General features: G+C 39.7%; 16 protein-coding genes. 14 read left to right on the top strand and 2 right to left on the bottom strand.

All coding sequences use genetic code 11. From position 1 onward, the window contains the following. Window positions 1–345: 345 nt before the first annotated feature. From ACR5KR_RS30300 to ACR5KR_RS30275, 6 genes are all read left to right on the top strand, one after another. Window positions 346–1413, top strand: a complete 1068-nt coding sequence (locus ACR5KR_RS30300; protein ID WP_445628881.1) for a response regulator — start codon at window positions 346–348, stop codon at window positions 1411–1413. A gap of 62 nt (window positions 1414–1475) precedes the next feature. Next, the gene (locus tag ACR5KR_RS30295; protein ID WP_322713717.1) at window positions 1476–1853 is read left to right on the top strand and encodes a response regulator; all 378 of its coding nucleotides are present in this window, start codon (window positions 1476–1478) and stop codon (window positions 1851–1853) included. Between the two features lie 4 nt (window positions 1854–1857). After that, on the top strand, window positions 1858–2355 hold the full coding sequence (locus tag ACR5KR_RS30290; protein WP_445628880.1) for a chemotaxis protein CheW: 498 nt from the start codon (window positions 1858–1860) through the stop codon (window positions 2353–2355). A 214-nt stretch (window positions 2356–2569) separates the two neighbouring features. Further along, window positions 2570–5377 carry a methyl-accepting chemotaxis protein gene (locus ACR5KR_RS30285; RefSeq protein WP_448269097.1) on the top strand — a complete coding sequence of 936 codons (2808 nt, stop codon included), beginning with the start codon at window positions 2570–2572 and terminating at the stop codon, window positions 5375–5377. Window positions 5378–5573: 196 nt separating this feature from the next. Then, window positions 5574–8600 (top strand): response regulator, encoded by a 3027-nt coding sequence (locus tag ACR5KR_RS30280; protein ID WP_448269096.1) that lies wholly within the window; start codon window positions 5574–5576, stop codon window positions 8598–8600. A gap of 240 nt (window positions 8601–8840) precedes the next feature. Beyond that, window positions 8841–9182 carry a hypothetical protein gene (locus ACR5KR_RS30275; protein ID WP_448269095.1) on the top strand — a complete coding sequence of 114 codons (342 nt, stop codon included), beginning with the start codon at window positions 8841–8843 and terminating at the stop codon, window positions 9180–9182. Window positions 9183–9314: 132 nt separating this feature from the next. Here the strand turns inward: ACR5KR_RS30275 and ACR5KR_RS30270 are convergent, their stop codons facing one another. Next, window positions 9315–9599, bottom strand: coding sequence for a DUF427 domain-containing protein (locus ACR5KR_RS30270; protein ID WP_322694196.1), 285 nt, complete (start codon window positions 9597–9599; stop codon window positions 9315–9317). 1043 nt (window positions 9600–10642) lie between these two features. On the opposite strand from ACR5KR_RS30270, the gene ACR5KR_RS30265 reads away from it, so the two are divergent. The 8 genes from ACR5KR_RS30265 (at window position 10643) to ACR5KR_RS30230 (ending at window position 16198) form a co-directional block, all read left to right on the top strand. Further along, entirely contained in the window at window positions 10643–11044 is a 402-nt protein-coding gene (locus ACR5KR_RS30265) for a hypothetical protein (RefSeq protein WP_448269094.1), read from the top strand. Window positions 11045–11351: 307 nt separating this feature from the next. Further along, complete coding sequence (locus tag ACR5KR_RS30260; RefSeq protein ID WP_448270444.1) at window positions 11352–11477, top strand: hypothetical protein; 126 nt, start codon at window positions 11352–11354, stop codon at window positions 11475–11477. A 151-nt stretch (window positions 11478–11628) separates the two neighbouring features. Next, window positions 11629–11844 (top strand): antitoxin family protein, encoded by a 216-nt coding sequence (locus ACR5KR_RS30255; protein WP_104906390.1) that lies wholly within the window; start codon window positions 11629–11631, stop codon window positions 11842–11844. A 7-nt stretch (window positions 11845–11851) separates the two neighbouring features. After that, window positions 11852–12277, top strand: a complete 426-nt coding sequence (locus tag ACR5KR_RS30250; protein ID WP_448269093.1) for a type II toxin-antitoxin system VapC family toxin — start codon at window positions 11852–11854, stop codon at window positions 12275–12277. 295 nt (window positions 12278–12572) lie between these two features. After that, window positions 12573–14141: a metallophosphoesterase gene (locus ACR5KR_RS30245; protein ID WP_448269092.1), complete on the top strand. Its 1569-nt coding sequence runs from the start codon at window positions 12573–12575 to the stop codon at window positions 14139–14141. 285 nt (window positions 14142–14426) lie between these two features. Then, complete coding sequence (locus tag ACR5KR_RS30240; RefSeq protein ID WP_445628869.1) at window positions 14427–15185, top strand: YebC/PmpR family DNA-binding transcriptional regulator; 759 nt, start codon at window positions 14427–14429, stop codon at window positions 15183–15185. Between the two features lie 200 nt (window positions 15186–15385). Continuing rightward, window positions 15386–15577 carry a hypothetical protein gene (locus tag ACR5KR_RS30235; RefSeq protein ID WP_445628868.1) on the top strand — a complete coding sequence of 64 codons (192 nt, stop codon included), beginning with the start codon at window positions 15386–15388 and terminating at the stop codon, window positions 15575–15577. Window positions 15578–15796: 219 nt separating this feature from the next. Then, on the top strand, window positions 15797–16198 hold the full coding sequence (locus ACR5KR_RS30230) for a nuclear transport factor 2 family protein (protein ID WP_445628867.1): 402 nt from the start codon (window positions 15797–15799) through the stop codon (window positions 16196–16198). Window positions 16199–16282: 84 nt separating this feature from the next. Here ACR5KR_RS30230 and ACR5KR_RS30225 read toward each other — a convergent pair whose 3' ends face one another. Beyond that, complete coding sequence (locus tag ACR5KR_RS30225) at window positions 16283–16594, bottom strand: RNA recognition motif domain-containing protein (RefSeq protein WP_322672219.1); 312 nt, start codon at window positions 16592–16594, stop codon at window positions 16283–16285. Window positions 16595–16995: the final 401 nt, after the last annotated feature.

The following is a 16995-nucleotide window of genomic DNA, read 5'->3' as shown; positions in this document are numbered from 1 at the left end:
CTCAAAGAGAGCGCCATTAATAAAATCAGTATTATTCCTGTGGTCAGATTGGGGTTACTCAATGGAAAGTGGCTTCATCTAGTCTTGACATTTTTATGTCTTATTTCTCGAAAGATGTTGATAAATCTCAGTAACACTAAGTAGATTAATCACAATTTACGAATTTACTAAGATTTGCTCATCTGAAAATAACGCTACTATCGTTGAGTTTCACCACAAACCTAGATGTAAACTGATGTACTTTAAAATCCAAAAGTTTAATGCTTTTTACTTGATTTTGATTGTGGAATAACTTTACACGAATTTAGCTTACACGTATCGAATTTTAGCTGAAGTAAAAGCAAAATGAGCACAACTCCTATAGGTAGCTACAGGTTGTTCCAGAAACTACATCCGCTATCTCTGTTGGCACAATTAACAAGTCGGCGTGCTACGGGTTGCTTAAGCGTATTTACCGGGATAGTTTCTTGGTCAATCTATCTAGAGGACGGTAAACTTACTTATGCCTCCTATTCAGATAAACTATTTGAGCGCCTTGACAGTCACTTACGGCGCTTGAGTCAGCAAATTCCTGCTCTCAACAGCGCCACTCGCGTACAGATGCGGCTGATGTTTGAGACAAAGGATGAATATCAATCAATACCAAATGCAGATTACCAAGCTATTTGTTGGTTAGTAAATCAGGACTATATTACCTCTGTGCAAGCAGGAAACCTGATAGACGAATTAGCAAAAGAAGTAATGGAATCATTTCTGTGTTTAAAAGAAGGTAGCTATGAATTTAGTCCAGAAAGCTCTTTGGATGAACTACCAAAGTTCTGTCACCTGGATTTAAGGTTGCTTGTTGAACACTGTCAAAAACAGTTACGAAATCGGCAAAATATTCAGTCATCAATTCCGGCTGGTGGGAGTTCTCAAGTTTTTTCTACAACACAATCGTCTCAAGTTCAGCCACAGTTGCAAATAAAGATTGGGCAAAACTTGCCAATTCCAATCAATTTTGAGCTTCCGGAAACTAATAAAAATCCTCAGTCCAATGTTGGCAAAAAACTATATACAATTGCCTGCATTGATGATAGCCAAACTGTTTTGAATTCTATTAAACACTTTTTAGATGAAAACACATTTACAGTTGTAACAATCAACGATCCGGTAAAAGCTTTAATGCAAATTCTACGGAGTAAGCCCGATCTAATTTTGCTAGATGTTGAAATGCCAAGTTTGGATGGTTATGAGCTATGTTCTTTATTACGTAAACATTCAGCTTTTAAAAATACACCGATCGTTATGGTGACTGGTAGAACAGGATTTATCGACAGGGCAAAAGCTAAAATGGTCAGATCCTCAGGATATTTAACCAAGCCTTTTACACAATCAGAATTGCTAAAAATGGTTTTTAAGCATCTTGGTTGATTGAAATAAGGCAAATAAAAATAACAAAATATGTTTAATTTATTGTTTTAGGAGATTTGATAGTGAGCCTGACTTTGCTTGGCACAATTTTGATTGTAGAAGATTCTCCCAGCGAATTGGAATTAATGAGCCATTATCTCAAAGAGAGTGGTTACAACGTAATTAAAGCAAGTGGTGCAAAAGAGGGTTTAGAAAAAGCTGTGTTAGAAAAACCAGATGCGATTGTTACTGATGTAGTAATGCCAGAAATGAGTGGATTTGAATTGTGTCGTTCTCTGAGAAGAAATCCAATTACTGCAAAAGTGCCGATTGTGGTTTGTAGTTCCAAAAATCAAGAAATTGATCGTTTGTGGGCGATGAGACAAGGTGCAGATGCCTATATAACTAAACCTTACACCCGCGAACATCTCCTACGTACTATTAAATCAATGGTAATTTGAATCAATGACCAGTACAAACATTACTCTTTCTTCAAAACCAATCCCGAATAATTTAGCAGATAGTTATCTGAAGTTTCAGCTAAATCAACAAACTACTGCTGTTTTATCAATGAAGCATACACAAGAAGCAATTCTTGTCCCTGTTGAATCTATTACGTCAATACCGAATATGCCATCCTGCATATTAGGATTAATGAATTGGCGGAGTCGGATAATTTGGGTAGTTGATTTACCAAGAATGCTCAATTTAGAATCCCTAGATTATCGACTGCGACAATACAATGCGATCGTTATCCAAGTGGAATCATTAGTGTTGGGATTAGTTGTACAAGAAATAAAAGGTACAACCAAGTTCATAGTTGATGATATTCATTCTCCTATCGGACAAGTGACATCCAGTTTAGTTCCTTATTTATGTGGGTGCGTTGTGCAACAGGAAGAAATATTACTGGTATTAGATGCACAGGCGATTGTGCAATCTTCTATTCTCCGCAGTGATTAGATTTTACTACTAAAAAAGAATTCAAGAGTCAGAATTCAGGAGCGGAGCCGGAGACGTTTCCGTTAGCTCCGGTCAGAATAGTTGAATAAGGAGGAAATAATTTTACTATTCATACCAAACTATGATAAATTCTGACTTCTGACTCCTGAGTTCTGAATTCTTTCTAAAAAAGATTTTTAGTGTTCTTATTCACATACTTAGGAGAACTACTTTTATGTTTAATAAAACTAACACGAATCAAGGTAACAGCGCTCAAAATCGAGCATCGCTGATTTCATCTCAAAAAGCCATTGGAACTGTAGTAAAGCTACCAACTAAGCTGACTACTGAAAGTGCTAATAATTCTTCTTGGAATCAGGGGATTTCCTATTTTACCAGGCTGGGATTGGTTAAGAAAGCGACTATTTTGGCGATCGCAATCGGTACAATACCAGTTTTGGGCATCGGTGCGATCGCTTTTGGTTTGGCTAACAAATCTATTACTAAGCAAATTACCCAATCTCAACAAGCCGAAGCCACTGGCTTGAGTGATAAAGTTAACCGCTTTATGCTGGGACGCTACGGTGATATTCAGATAATATCAAACTTACTATTTTTGACAAATTCTCAAGCTAGTATTAGTACTCAAGAAAAGCAAGCAGTTTTAGATCGGGTTGTCGAAGCCTACAAAGCTTATGATAGTATTGCTGTTTTCGATCGCCAAGGTAACTTGATTGTCCAGTCTACAGGCGAACCCCTGGAAAATCAAAAAGACCGCACCTATTTTCAAGACGCTTTACAAAAAGATACTCCTGTCATCAGCCAACCGGAAGCAGCAAAAAATACAGGTGTCGTGAGTATTTATCTAGCTGCACCTGTGAAAGAGACAAGAACGGGCCAAACTATTGGCGTGGTACAAGCACGTATGCCCGTAAAATCTTTAGAGGAAGTTACCAAAAACTACGCAGCCAACGGACAACAATACTATTTGCTTGATGCTTCGGGAACAGTTTTCTTGAGTCCCCAAAAGGAATTATTGGGGAAAGAGGCCAAGGCAGAGTATTCTAATTTACCTAAACTGTTAGCAGCCAAAAAGGTAAATAGTTTTATAGAAGTTCCGAAAACTCAGAAAAAACAAGAACTAGTCAGCTATGTACCGGCTAGTACCTTAGATGGCTTACCTGATTTAAACTGGCAGGTACTTTTAGCTACAGATACCGCAACTGTATTTGAGCCGCAAAGACAATTGTTGTGGACTATAGCCATCGGTACAGCAGTGACAGCATTAATTGTGGGTGCGATCGCATCTCGGTTAGCTAAACTGACTACACTACCAATTCTCAATGCAACTGCGGCATTAGCAAAACTAGGTCAAGGTAAATTTAATACCCGTCTGGAAATTGAAAGAGAAGACGAATTAGGGGTATTGAGTGCAAATATCAACCTGATGGCCGAACAATTACAGGTCTTAAAAGAACAGCAGCAGGAACTAGACGTTGAAGGGACAAAATTACTAGCAGATATTACCTTACGGATTCGGAAAGTTCTTAAAACTGAAGATATTTATCACGCAGCAGTCAAAGAAGTTCAGCAAATCCTCAAAACAGACCGGGTAATCATTTATAGTTTGAATCCAGGTACTTTGACTGGCGTTGTCGTTGCGGAATCGGGAACTGATAATTGGCCCAAAATGCTGGGAGTGCAAATTGACGACCCTTATTTTAAGGAACATTATCTAGAAAGCGATCGCAATGAACAAGTGCAAGCAGTTGCCGATATTCATCAAGACCAAAGCCTGAAAAATGCCGACAGTTACATGCAACTGTTGGAAAAATTTGCTGTCAAAAGTCATTTAATTGTACCGATTCTTGCCCAAGAAAAACTTTTAGGCTTATTAATTGCTCATCATTGCGAAACTCCTCGTGTTTGGCAACAGCCGGAAATTGACTTGTTTCAACAGATAGCAACTCAAGTCGGCTATGCCTTAGAACAAGCCAAGTTATTAGAAGAGATCGAAAAAGTCAGAAATGTAACTATAAGTGGGTCAGACGAAACACTGCAACAACAACTTTTACAACTACTCAACGACGTAGAAGGTGCAGCCAGAGGCGATTTGACAGTGCGTGCAGACGTAACTGCTGGGGAAATTGGTACTGTTGCCGACTTCTTCAACTCCATTGTAGAAAGCCTCCGGGATATTGTTACCCAAGTTAAACAAGCTGCCATCCATGTAAATAGTGCCATTGGCTCTAACGAAGGAGCCATCCGCCACTTAGCAGAAGAAGCACTAACCCAAGCTGCCGAAATCAACCGCACCCTTGATGCTGTTGACCAAATGACCCAATCCATGAAAGCCGTAGCCGAAAGTGCCGAAAAAGCTGCCTTCATTGCTAACCATGCTGCTCACACCGCCACCAATAGCGGACACGCGATGGATTTGACAGTACAAAATATCCTCTCTTTGCGGGAAACTGTGGGTGAAACTGCTAAGAAAGTGAAACGTTTGGGAGAGTCTTCGCAACAAATTTCTCGCGTGGTTTCTTTGATTAACCAAATTGCGATTCAAACCAACTTGCTTGCCATTAACGCCGGCATCGAAGCAGCACGTGCAGGTGAAGAAGGTCAAGGTTTTGCCGTAGTGGCTGAAGAAGTCGGCGAACTAGCAGTTAGGAGTGCCGCCGCAACCCAAGAAATTGAACAAATTGTTGAAAATATCCAACGAGAAACCAGTGAAGTAGTGCAAGCAATGGAAATAGGCACTACCCAAGTGGTAGAAGGTACTCGCATTGTGGAGGAAGCTAAACAAAGTCTGAGTGAAATTTTGGATGTATCTTCTCAAATTGACTCCTTAGTGCAGTCGATTTCTACCGCGACTGCATCTCAGGTTGAAACATCCCAAAGTGTTAGCCAATTGATGAAAGATATCGCTGCTATATCACGACGTAGCAGCGATTCTTCTCGCCAAGTTTCTGAATCTCTGCAACAAACTGTGGATATTTCCCAGCAGTTGCAAGAGACTGTCGAGGCTTTCAAAGTTAATTAATGTTTGTCATTGGTCATTTGTCATTTGTCATTTGTCATTTGTCCTTTGTCTTTTTACCAATGACCAATGACTAATGACTTTTGTTATTTGTCCGTTGTCCTTTGTCCTTTTACTAAAACTAATAACTGATGACCAATGACTAATAACTAATGACCAATGACCAATGACCAATGACCAATGACTAAGGACAAAAACCATGCTACAAGACAAAGAATTAGAAATCCAGATGCAGTTTCTGGAAGAAGCAACGGATTACTTAAATACCTTAGAAGGGGTATTGCTGGAAATCGATACTAGTAACCGCATCGATTTGGATAAAATCAATGCTGCACTCCGGGCCACTCATTCTATTAAAGGTGGTGCGGGAATGATGGGATTTAAATCACTAAGTGATTTATCTCACCGTCTGGAAGATTCTTTTAAAGTTTTAAAAACCAAAAAAAATTCTTTAGAAATCGATACTCAGTTGCAAAGTTTATTGCTATCTGGAGTCGACTGGCTACGTCAAATTGTCGAATTGCTTGCAGAAGGGAATGTTGTCGAAGATCAGTGGTTAGCAACTTTTTGTTATCCCATCTTCGATGAGTTGCACGATCGCTTGGGCGACCCCACCCCAGAAGATGCCTCAACTATGCTATCCCCAGAGGACGGGCAAGACGTTATTCCTTTGCTATTTGCCACAGAAGTAGAAGAGTGTTTGCAACGTCTAGAATCTATATTGGCAGATAGCGAACAAGCCGGATTGCATGAAAATATTGCGATTCTGGCAGCTGAATTAGGCGGTTTGGGAGAAATGCTTCAGTTGCAAGCTTTTAGCAAGCTTTGTGAGTCGGTAACGCAGCATTTGGAAACTGTTAGTAGAGAACGCATTCCCGAAATTGCCCAGTTAGCATTGCAAGCATGGCGGCGATCGCAAGCTTTGGTGCTGACAAATCAGCTAGATAACTTACCTACAGCCATTGACTTGGTAAGTTCGCAATCCCTACCGCTATTACCAGCAGAAGTGACACCACAACTTCTCCCTACAGATGTAGCGTCAACAGCGGTTTGGCAAGCAGAGATAACTCCAGAAACTTGGGTGAAAGATGAAGAGTTGGCGCAGCCCACCGCAGGTGTCGCAGCCAATTTTACATTTGTAGATGCAGAATTTGCTGAGGATGTAAATGCTGTCAATGTCACCGAGCATAATACAATCTTTGCTAAAGAAGAGAATCCTCCAGATGGCAAATTGAGCGAAGGTAAAGGAGAAGCAGTTGCCGTTGCTAAAGAACGAGAAATTCATGAAAATAGCGTCCGAGTTCCTAGCAAACAGTTAGAGCAAATTAATGATTTATTTGGCGAACTGATTGTTCAGCGAAATGGCTTAAACTCACAACTAGAAAGATTACGCAAACTCGTTCGCAACCTCAACCAGCGAGTTCAAATTCTCGACCGCGAAAACCAGGAATTACGTATAGTCTCTGATAAGATTTCCACTCAAGCTACCATGTTTAATGGGACGCATCTACAAGCTGAAAATGCCCAGCAACTACAAAATCCAAACACCGAATTTGATGCCTTAGAAATGGATCGCTATAACGAATTAAACCTGCGATCGCAGGAAGTTATGGAAACCATTGTTCAAGTACAGGAAGTCACAACAGATGTGCAACTCAGTGTAGATGATACAGACCATATTGCTCGGAAACTAAACAAAACATCAAAACAGTTACAAACCAAGCTAAATCACATCCGAATGCGACCGCTGTCTGATTTAATCGAACGTTTTCCGAGAGCTATACGCGATTTAAATGTCGAGTATGGCAAAAATGTTCAGTTAAAAATCGAAGGTGGCAACACTTTAATTGAACGCAGCATTTTAGAAGCTTTAAACGAACCTTTAATGCACTTATTAAGAAACGCTTTCGATCATGGTATCGAAGACTCTGCCACGCGTCGCCTTTTAGGAAAACCAGAACAAGGATTAATTGAAATTACAGCTACTCATCGCAGTAATCGCACCATCATCACCATCCGTGATGATGGTTGGGGCATTTCTCTAGAGAAAATTCGCACCCGCGCCCTAACTATGGGATTGGATGCTTCTTTACTCGCTAATGCTAGTGATGAAGAACTATTATCACTAATTTTTGAACCAGGTTTTACTACCTCCGAGCAAGTCACAGCATTATCTGGCCGCGGTGTCGGTATGGATGTGGTTCGCAATAACCTCAAACTAATTCGAGGAGATGTGAAAGTTGATACCGAACCAGGAGTTGGTACTACCTTCACTTTATCAGTACCGTTTACACTTTCCGTTGCACGAGTTTTGCTGGTAGAAATCAACAAAATTCTATTAGCATTTCCCACAGATGTCATTTCAGAAATATCTTTACTTCAAGACGAGCGAGTTTTTGAAATGGCTGGTAGCGAAGTTTTAAATTGGCAAGGAACCATGCTGCCACTGATTCGCTTAAATCGTTATTTAGAGTTTAATTGCCTACGCTACGATAGCGCAGAGTTGGAAATTCCGGCAGCCATTAGTACTAATAGTGTGTTAGTAGTCAAAGGTAATAATCAGCCAGTCGCAATCCAAATAGATCGTTGCTGGGGCGAACAAGAAGTTGCGATTCGCCAAGTTGAAGGAAATATACCTTTACCTGAAGGCTTTAGCAACTGTACAATTCTCGGTGATGGTCGAGTAGTACCACTAGTTAATGTTAATGAGTTGCTGTATTGGATTGCTACAAATCAACGGACTCCGAGAGGCACTCAATTACCATCAGCAAGATTAAAAACACCATTCCTGATATTTGATGAAGAGAAAATATCAGCAGCATCTATTAAGCAGAAAGGTACAATTTTAATCGTAGATGATTCGATTAATGTACGCCGCTTTTTAGCTTTGACTCTTGAAAAAGGAGGGTATCAAGTAGAGCAAGCTAAAGATGGTCAAGATGCTTTAGAAAAACTCCATAGTGGATTAAAAGTGGAGGCAGTAATTTGCGATATTGAAATGCCTCGCCTTGATGGTTATGGCTTTTTAGGCAAGGTAAATTCAGACGTTGATACAAAAAATATTCCCGTTGCGATGTTGACTTCTCGTAGCAGCAATAAACATCGGAAACTAGCTATGCAATTAGGGGCGCGAGCTTACTTTTCTAAACCTTATAACGAGCAAGAGTTATTGCAAACCCTGGAGGAAATAATTCATTCGGTTGCAGAACAGGCAGTTTCTAATTAAAAATTGTTAATTCATAATTAGGTTTTAGATATTTTCTTAGGTGCGTTATGCCAAAGGCTAATGCACTATTTGTTTTAACTTTTGGTGCCTTGGCGACTATAAGCAAAAACATAGAAGCTGCCGTTATAAATAAAGTTGTTATCTTTACCAAGCTTGTCTCTTCGTTACCAATACAACTTATTTTGTTACGAATGCTTATCCGTTGGTAACGATAAGTTATGCGTTCGTTACTAACATAACTTGTTTCGTTACGAAGCTTATCCGTTGGTAACGACACAACTTGTTTCGTTACCAACGCTTGTCTATTTGTGCAAACACTTATGCGATGGGCTAGCGATCGCAGGTAATATCAACGCTTACAATTCTAGTAATCTAACGTTTACCAATAGCACCATCAGCGGCGACAATGTGAATTTAACAGGCAACATAACTATCAACTCTGGTACTTCGATATTGAAACCTGGTGCTATTATATTGAAACTAGTACCCCAACCAAGTGCGATCGCTGGTACTATATTTGCTGGTAGTCTAGCTTGGCTAGTGAAGAGAAAGCAAGTAGTATTTCGCAAGGCGAAGGTATAATTAGTTATTAAAATAAATTCGTAAATAAAATAGTTTAAATACTTAGCCCGCCTGTGCGGGCTAATGATTTTATGGGCAATTAGTCAAACGTAATATCAATTACCTGCAACTAAATACTTCCAGGAACCTTTATTAAGCCTCAACCTTTACACCCTTCCAGAAGGCCACATAACCTTCAATATTCTTAGCCTTCTCCTTAGCGCTGGGATAATACCAGGCAGCATCTTTGTTGACTTGCCCATCAACTTCGATACTGTAGTAACTGGCAACACCTTTCCAAGGACAAGTAGTGTGAGTGTTGCTTTCAGTAAAGTACTGTTTGTTAATGGTGTCAACAGGGAAATAATGGTTGCCCTCCACAACTACAGTATTATCACTCTCGGCTAAAGTAGCTCCATTCCAAATTGCTTTCGGCATAAATGACTTTGTAAATAAACTATACATATAACATTTTGACACTATCAGCTTATTTGTAGTGAATTTCTGGAACCGAGACGCTGCCAAAATAGTTCAGAAGTCATGAAGAGCCAATGAATTACAGGATTTCCCTCTAGATATTAATTGTAATCACTTTTATTTATCAATTTGAAAATTAAAAGCATTTGTTTCCATCCTCACGATTTCATAACATATTGGTATGGAAAGTTTATTAGTCAAAAGAAAGTTAAATTTCGGTTGATAGCCTCAAGCAAAAAATCTTTAAATATGTAAGCGATGCCTGCGGTAAGCGACGCTAACGCACCTTTTAGTAATGCTTGTCAGCTAAAGATTTTTTTAGCATATCTTTGCATTTTTGAAGTTTGACTAAACTACTCCGAATGTTCAATTTATCCGATTTTGGTGAATTGGACTAACTCGTTTGAGTAATTAAAAAATCAGCCGATTAAATGAACCGAACCTAAAATTTTGAGATTAATAAAACAGTTGACTCTATTACTAGAGAATACGGATTATAATTGCATTTTGTTCTAATTGAGAATAACTCTATGAAATTCACCAATTCACTAAAATTTGCACATATTATTGCTGGAATTAACTATATCCCTAAAATCACTTGCCTTCATCAAGCCAAGAATCACAATAATCTATCAATAAACACAGCCGTCAACTCTGAAACTTCCCCTAGTTATTCTAATAATGTCAATTATCTCAAACCTTTTGATACTGCTTTTATTGCCTATCACATAATGGGTTTTGGTAGTTTTGAATGAGCTAAATTACTTCTGTGATTTTGAGGTTTAGCTTAGATCATTTGATCGATTACAGTTTTGTTTACATACTTCATTCTTACCTTGTAGTAATTATTTTAAAAACTTATTTACTAAGCTTTTAAAGTCTTATCTTACTCAAGTGTGTGAGTAACAAATAAACAAATATGATGAGCTAATTATCAGAGTTTAAAATTGCTAAACAAGAAGAATCTATTACTTGAAAACACTAATTTCTCAGAGGATAAAATCATGAAATTCACAAATTTGCTCACTTCTGCACTTATCATTGCTTTTATGGCTTTTATGCCTGGAATTGCTGGCGCTCAAACAGTTAATACTAATAATGGTGTTGGACAAATAAATACAGATATTAACTCTAATACTTTAGGTAAAAATCCTACAAATACTAAATATCTGCAACCATTTAATCTTGCCTTTCTCGCTTATCAAGGTTATTTAAAAGAGCAGGGTATTCCTAGTTATGGCACTTTGTTATTCAAATACCAAACCGGATACTTGACTGGGAAAGATGTGGTTCAGGCTGCTATTAGGGCTAATAAGTTACCAGCGGAAGTTTTGAACGATCGAGGTTATGTCAACGCAGTTGAGTTACAGATGAAATCATTTGGCGATACTAATGATTCACTCTAGACAATTTAGGAGTGCTGGAATCAATCTCCGCATTTCCCTATAATTTTAGACACGATAAATCGCCGTCTCTACAACAATCAGTCTTTCGTCTTGACGGCGATCGATCGCGTCTGGGGTAATATTTTTGTGACTTTCTTAAATATTTTGTTTGCAGCTATTGGTCGATTTATTCCGCTTTTGAGTTGATTAGGTTTGAAATAAAATTGCACACAGCGTTAGAATAACTGAAAATATAAGGAAAATCAAATGTCTACGACGACCTGCGCCTACGCCACTAGGAACTTACCACTAACATTGCAGATATAGTTTGTTACCTACCGGTGCCAGTGGTAGCTCTACCAGCCTAAAATCAGAAGTAGCAGTTGGTTTAAAGCCAGAAATTATTGAGAAAGTAGCAAAATCTGACTCTTCTTGGTTGACAAATGGACAGTAGGGTGTAATTCAGTTGGTAGTTTAGGCAATTTTTGAAAAATCGAGATAATTTGTAAAAGAAGTATACGTATCTTCACTACTTATGGGGTCATCTACTCTACCCGTATCACTACAACCAGCTTAGGATAGACTAGAAGAACTTTCTAAGGAAAATGGTAGAAAAAATCACAGCTGTGTTTAATGGCAAAGTGTTCTATCCAGCTGAACCGATCGCACTGCCAATTAATACCCGCGTGCGAATCAGTATTGAAATTTTACCGCCAAGCGAACAGGAAACGGTATCATTTCTGCAAACGGCGCGATCGCTCAACCTCGAAGGGCCGCCTGATTGGTCTGCCAATATAGATAAATATTTGTACAGTAAATAAACTTTTCATGCATTCTGAAGTCTTTCTTGATACATCATTTGCCATTGCCTTATCTGCACCGAGCGATCGCTTGCATGACCGAGCCTTACATCTGGCTAAAATGTTACAAGCAGCAGAAACTCGTTTGGTGACAACACAGGCAGTAATGTTGGAAATTGGCAATGCTTTATCCCAACAACCTTATCGTCAGGCGGCAATCATATTATTAAATTCTCTAGTAGCAGACTCCAAAGTAGAAATTGTCCCCCTTTCCCAAGAACTCTACGAACGTGCTTTTCAGCTATATCGCGAACAGACAGAGAAAGAATGGGGATTTGTCGATTGCGTATCTTTTATTGTTATGCAATATAGCGGCATCATTGAAGCACTAACTGCCGATGAGCATTTTCAACAAGCAGGCTTTCGAGCCTTACTGCGAGAAAATTTACCTTAAAGATTGGGATTGGGGCATGGGGCATTGAAAAGAGGCAGAGGGGCAGGGGAGCAGAGGAGCAGGGAGATGAGGGAGTGAGAGAGTTAGGGAATAAGGGGACAAGGAGATAAACAAAACTCCTAACTCCTAACTCCTAACTCCTAACTCCTAACTCCTAACTCCTAACTCCTAACTCAGCACTCATTAAGGGCATTGGTTATTCACAAATAACAAATGACTAATGACTAATGACTAATGACAATTAAATATTTCGTTACAATCGGCGTGTGCGTTAGGCATTCAAGAGTTATCAGCCATGAAATTGATTTCCGATCCACCGATTCCTGTAAAAATTCAAAAGATGAAGGAACGGGTGCGGTGGATGCATCCAAGTTTTGTGCAACGGGGAATTGACCAAACCAGTCTAGTTATTGACGATCGCAAGCAGGATAATCCAGAATTTTCCTTTATGGTTATCGGTGATTCCGGCACTAAATCTCATTCTCGACACCATCCCCAACGAAAAGTTGCCGAACTGATGCTGACTCACCGCGATGATTGCAGCTTTGTGTTGCACACTGGCGATGTCATTTATGTGGTGGGTTCCCAAGAATATTATTCAACAAACTTTATTGAGCCTTACCGGGAATTTCTTGTCGATGGTGACAACCCGAAAAGCATTCCTTATGACCGCATGGTGTTTAATCTGCCGTTCTTGCCAGTCCTTGGTAATCACGATTACTACGATGTGCCGTTGATGTATCGTTTATTTACTGGCACAACATCGTCACTGCGTCGCCTGTTCCGCTACAAAGACATCGAGATTGGCTGGCATGGATCGTATCAAGGTAATGCTTATGCACGAGCATTTATGGACTACACCCAGGCGATGTCTCCACAAGAATTAGAACACCATTTAGATCGGCACTACACCGCAAAGACCGACACAGGGCGCTGTTTGCGTTATCAGCCTGGACAGTTTACCCGTTTACCCAATCGCTATTACACCTTTCGTTACGGCGGGATTGACTTTTTTGCACTGGATTCTAATACCTTTAATACACCATCACCTTTACCTGCGACTCAAGAGGGGGAAATTTACCGTCGGGAATTACAAAAACGTCGCCAGGAAATAGATCGAGAAGAATTGAAGATTTTGAAAATATGCGATCGCCTCAACCCAGATAAACCCACCGAAGCGGAACAACTCGATGAACTTAGCGCTAAATTAGACCAAATCAACGAAATCAAAATCGATATTGAAAAACAATTAGCATCTCATCAAATGCCTGCGATCGATTTTGAACAACTTGAATGGTTGCGAAGCAGACTAATCGAATCTTGGAATAACTCAGAGGTGCGCGGACGTGTAATTTTTTTCCACCATCCTCCCTACGTCACAGAAGCTACCAAGTGGAATCAAGCACAAACCTTGGCGGTTCGCCACCGTTTGCGCTGGGTGTTTGAACAAGTAGCAGAAACTCTTGGTACTCTAATTAAAGAACGTCCCATAGTCGATTTGATTTTAAACGGTCACGCTCACTGTTTAGAGCATCTTTGCACAACTGACACCGGATTTGCTGATTCTCACATTAACTGTATTATCTCTGGTGGGAGCGGTCATCGTCCCCGCTATCAACGGCGAGAAGGGACTGAATTGATGGAAATTTTTGCTGAAATTCCAGGTAAACCCACTCGGAAAGTTGCGGATTCAACGTTATTTGTCGGCCGTCATAACTACAATTTCCAGAACCGACTGCCTTATTCATGTGTGCGGATTGATGTTCTGGATGGTAGCCCGCCCAAGTTTATCATCAGACCGTTGATTACTGAACGGGTTGAACAAGAGTGGCATAACACAGAACTGGAACCTTTTGCGATCTAAACGAGATGCGAAGTAATTGAACTAAGTAGGTCGGCGTAAATAATTATTGTTGGGCTAAGGCAGGGAGCAGGGGGCAGGGAGCAGGGGGAGAAAGAGTTTAAGCCTTATTTACTTTTCTTGACACAGTTTGATTTTATTTCACCGACTTACTTACACATTTTTCATCCCACTTGAAAATCAAATCTCAGCGCTGCATCTTAGCAAACTTTTACCAAATGCACCTTTGCATTGAGATAAAAGCTAGGTATATCCTAATCTTGAATAGAGTTACGATCGTCGCAAATTATGGCAGGACATAGTAAATGGGCAAATATTAAGCGCCAGAAAGCGTTAGTAGATGCAAAAAAGGGAAAAACCTTCACTCAGTTATCCAGGGCGATTATCGTTGCGGCTAGAAGCGGCGTGCCAGATCCGGCGCTGAATTTTCAACTCCGAACAGCAGTTGACAAGGCTAAGGCTGCAAGTATTCCCAATGATAATATTGAACGAGCGATCGCTAAAGGTGCAGGCACTTTTGGCGGCGATAGCGCTACTTTTGAAGCGATTCGCTACGAAGGTTATGGCCCTGGTGGTGTAGCGATTTTAATCGAAGCCCTCACAGATAATCGCAATCGCACTGCTGCTGACTTGCGTGTAGCTTTTAGTAAAAATGGTGGCAATCTTGGTGAAACAGGTTGCGTTAGCTGGATGTTTGAACAAAAAGGCGTTTGTGTGGTGCAGGGTGTAGTTGACGAAGAACAGCTTTTAGAAGCATCCCTCGAAGGCGGTGCCCAGTCTTATGAGATGACTGAAGATGAGATGGTTGAGGTGTTTACTGATATTGGAAATTTAGAAATTCTTAGTCAGACACTCAAAAATCAAGGCTTTAAGGTAACTGATGCCGAATTGCGCTGGATTCCTAGTAATAGTGTAGAAGTTACCGATCCCGATCGGGCGCGATCGCTTTTCAAGTTAATTGATACTCTAGAAGGTTTGGATGACGTGCAAAATGTCACAGCTAACTTTGACATAGCAGAAGAATTGATGGCTATCAGCATTTCTTAATCAAAATTACAGTTATTTGGTTTATGTAACAAATATTACACTTATATAGAAGTGCTAGCAACTATTCTTAGCACAGTATTGCACTTAAGTCTTATATCTACGGATGTAAAAATAGACATGAAAGATTCATATCAATTACAAACTTATGACATACCTCTATTGGATAGTGAGATTGTTCATTACCTGATGAGGATTTTCAAGTGAATAAATTCGCTAAAGCTTTACTTTTGGCTCTGGTATTTGCTGCTCCTGTAACCGTATTTGCGGCTCAAGCTCAAGCTAAAGAAGTCCGTGTTGCTAGCGTAAAAAGTGCTAAAGTTCATCACAAGACACATCACAAGACACATCACAAGCGTCATGCTAAAAACCTAACTCATAAAACTCACGCATAAATAGTTACTATTAGTCGTAAAAGTTTCTAGTAGCTCTGTAATAAAGTTTAGTGTTGGTTTATCTGAAAAATAATTGTATTATTTAACCCCGCTGAAATCCCTACCAATCAGCGGGGTTTTTATTAACTTGCTCATGAGGACGCGCTCGTATAAAAATCAAAGTTCAAAGCGATCGCCTAATCATATCTACCACTATCCAATTTAGTCTTCAAAACATATATGAAAGCAGACTATTTAGAAGAATCGCTTTTTCGTGAGTTGGAGGAGCGTTTGCTTCAACCCGATGTCCGAAAATCAGCGAAAGATATCATGGATTTACTTGCTGATGAGTTCATTGAATTCGGAAGCTCAGGGCGTGTTTTTAATAAACAGCAAATTATCAAGAGCTTGCAGAATGAATCCATCCAACCTCTGACTCAAAGATTGATAACAGAATTCAAAACATTAGTTTTAGCAACAGGGGTTGTTTTAGTAACTTATCGTATAGTCAGACATATATCTGGCAAACAACCTGTTCATTCGTTGCGAAGTTCCATCTGGAAATTAAACAACGATCGATGGAAAATGATCTTTCATCAAGGCACTTTGGTTAGAGAATCATCAGTGCAGTATGATAAGTAATTGCTTGAAATTATTTAGAGTCCAAGTTTTGCATAAAAAAGGCTCAAGCATTCCTGCCTGAGCCTTTTCTAAATTCAATTAAGCTTAGTAGCGGTTGTTGCTACGGTTGTAGCCGCCGCCACCACGGTTCCCAAAGGAACCACCACTTCTGTCTTCCTTGGGCTTGGCTTTATTTACTTTGAGGTCGCGACCAAGCCATTCAGCACCATCAAGAGCTTCAATAGCTTTCGCTTCTTCATCTTCTGAACTCATTTCCACGAAAGCAAAGCCGCGTAAACGACCTGTTTCACGGTCAGTGGGTAATTGAACGCGCTTTACAGCACCATATTCTGCAAATACAGCACTCAGCGCATCTTGTGTAACATCATAGGAGAGGTTACCAACGTAAATTGACATCAAATGTCTCCAAAATCATAAGTTTGTAGAGATTTAGATTTCGGAGAGAAGTCTGTAATACCAAAAGGAAAAAGCCTGTCAATACTAAAAACAAACACTGTCGCCGAATTAATTCTCATTTCACTTGCCATGATGACATAGCAACCAACTTTCTGGGTAAAAGTTTGAAAAACTGTTATAAAAAGTTATATAAGTGGTTAATAGCTAGATGCTGGCTAGTCTAAAAACGAGTGAGACTAAGTAAACCGCACCCACGAACTTGCTACATTCAATCTAGTTATGTCAGCCTAAGTCTAGTTACTTAATACTGCCCAGATTAAAAGTAGGGGTGTGAAAGTCCCGTATCTTCAGTAAATACAAGTCTTCTACTAAGGGCAGATTGCAAGAAATTTAAAAATATT

This window comes from Nostoc sp. DSM 114159, from assembly GCF_053470285.1.
The sequence above is the reverse complement of the archived record's forward strand: the minus strand, read 5'-3'. Positions and strand labels throughout refer to the sequence as shown.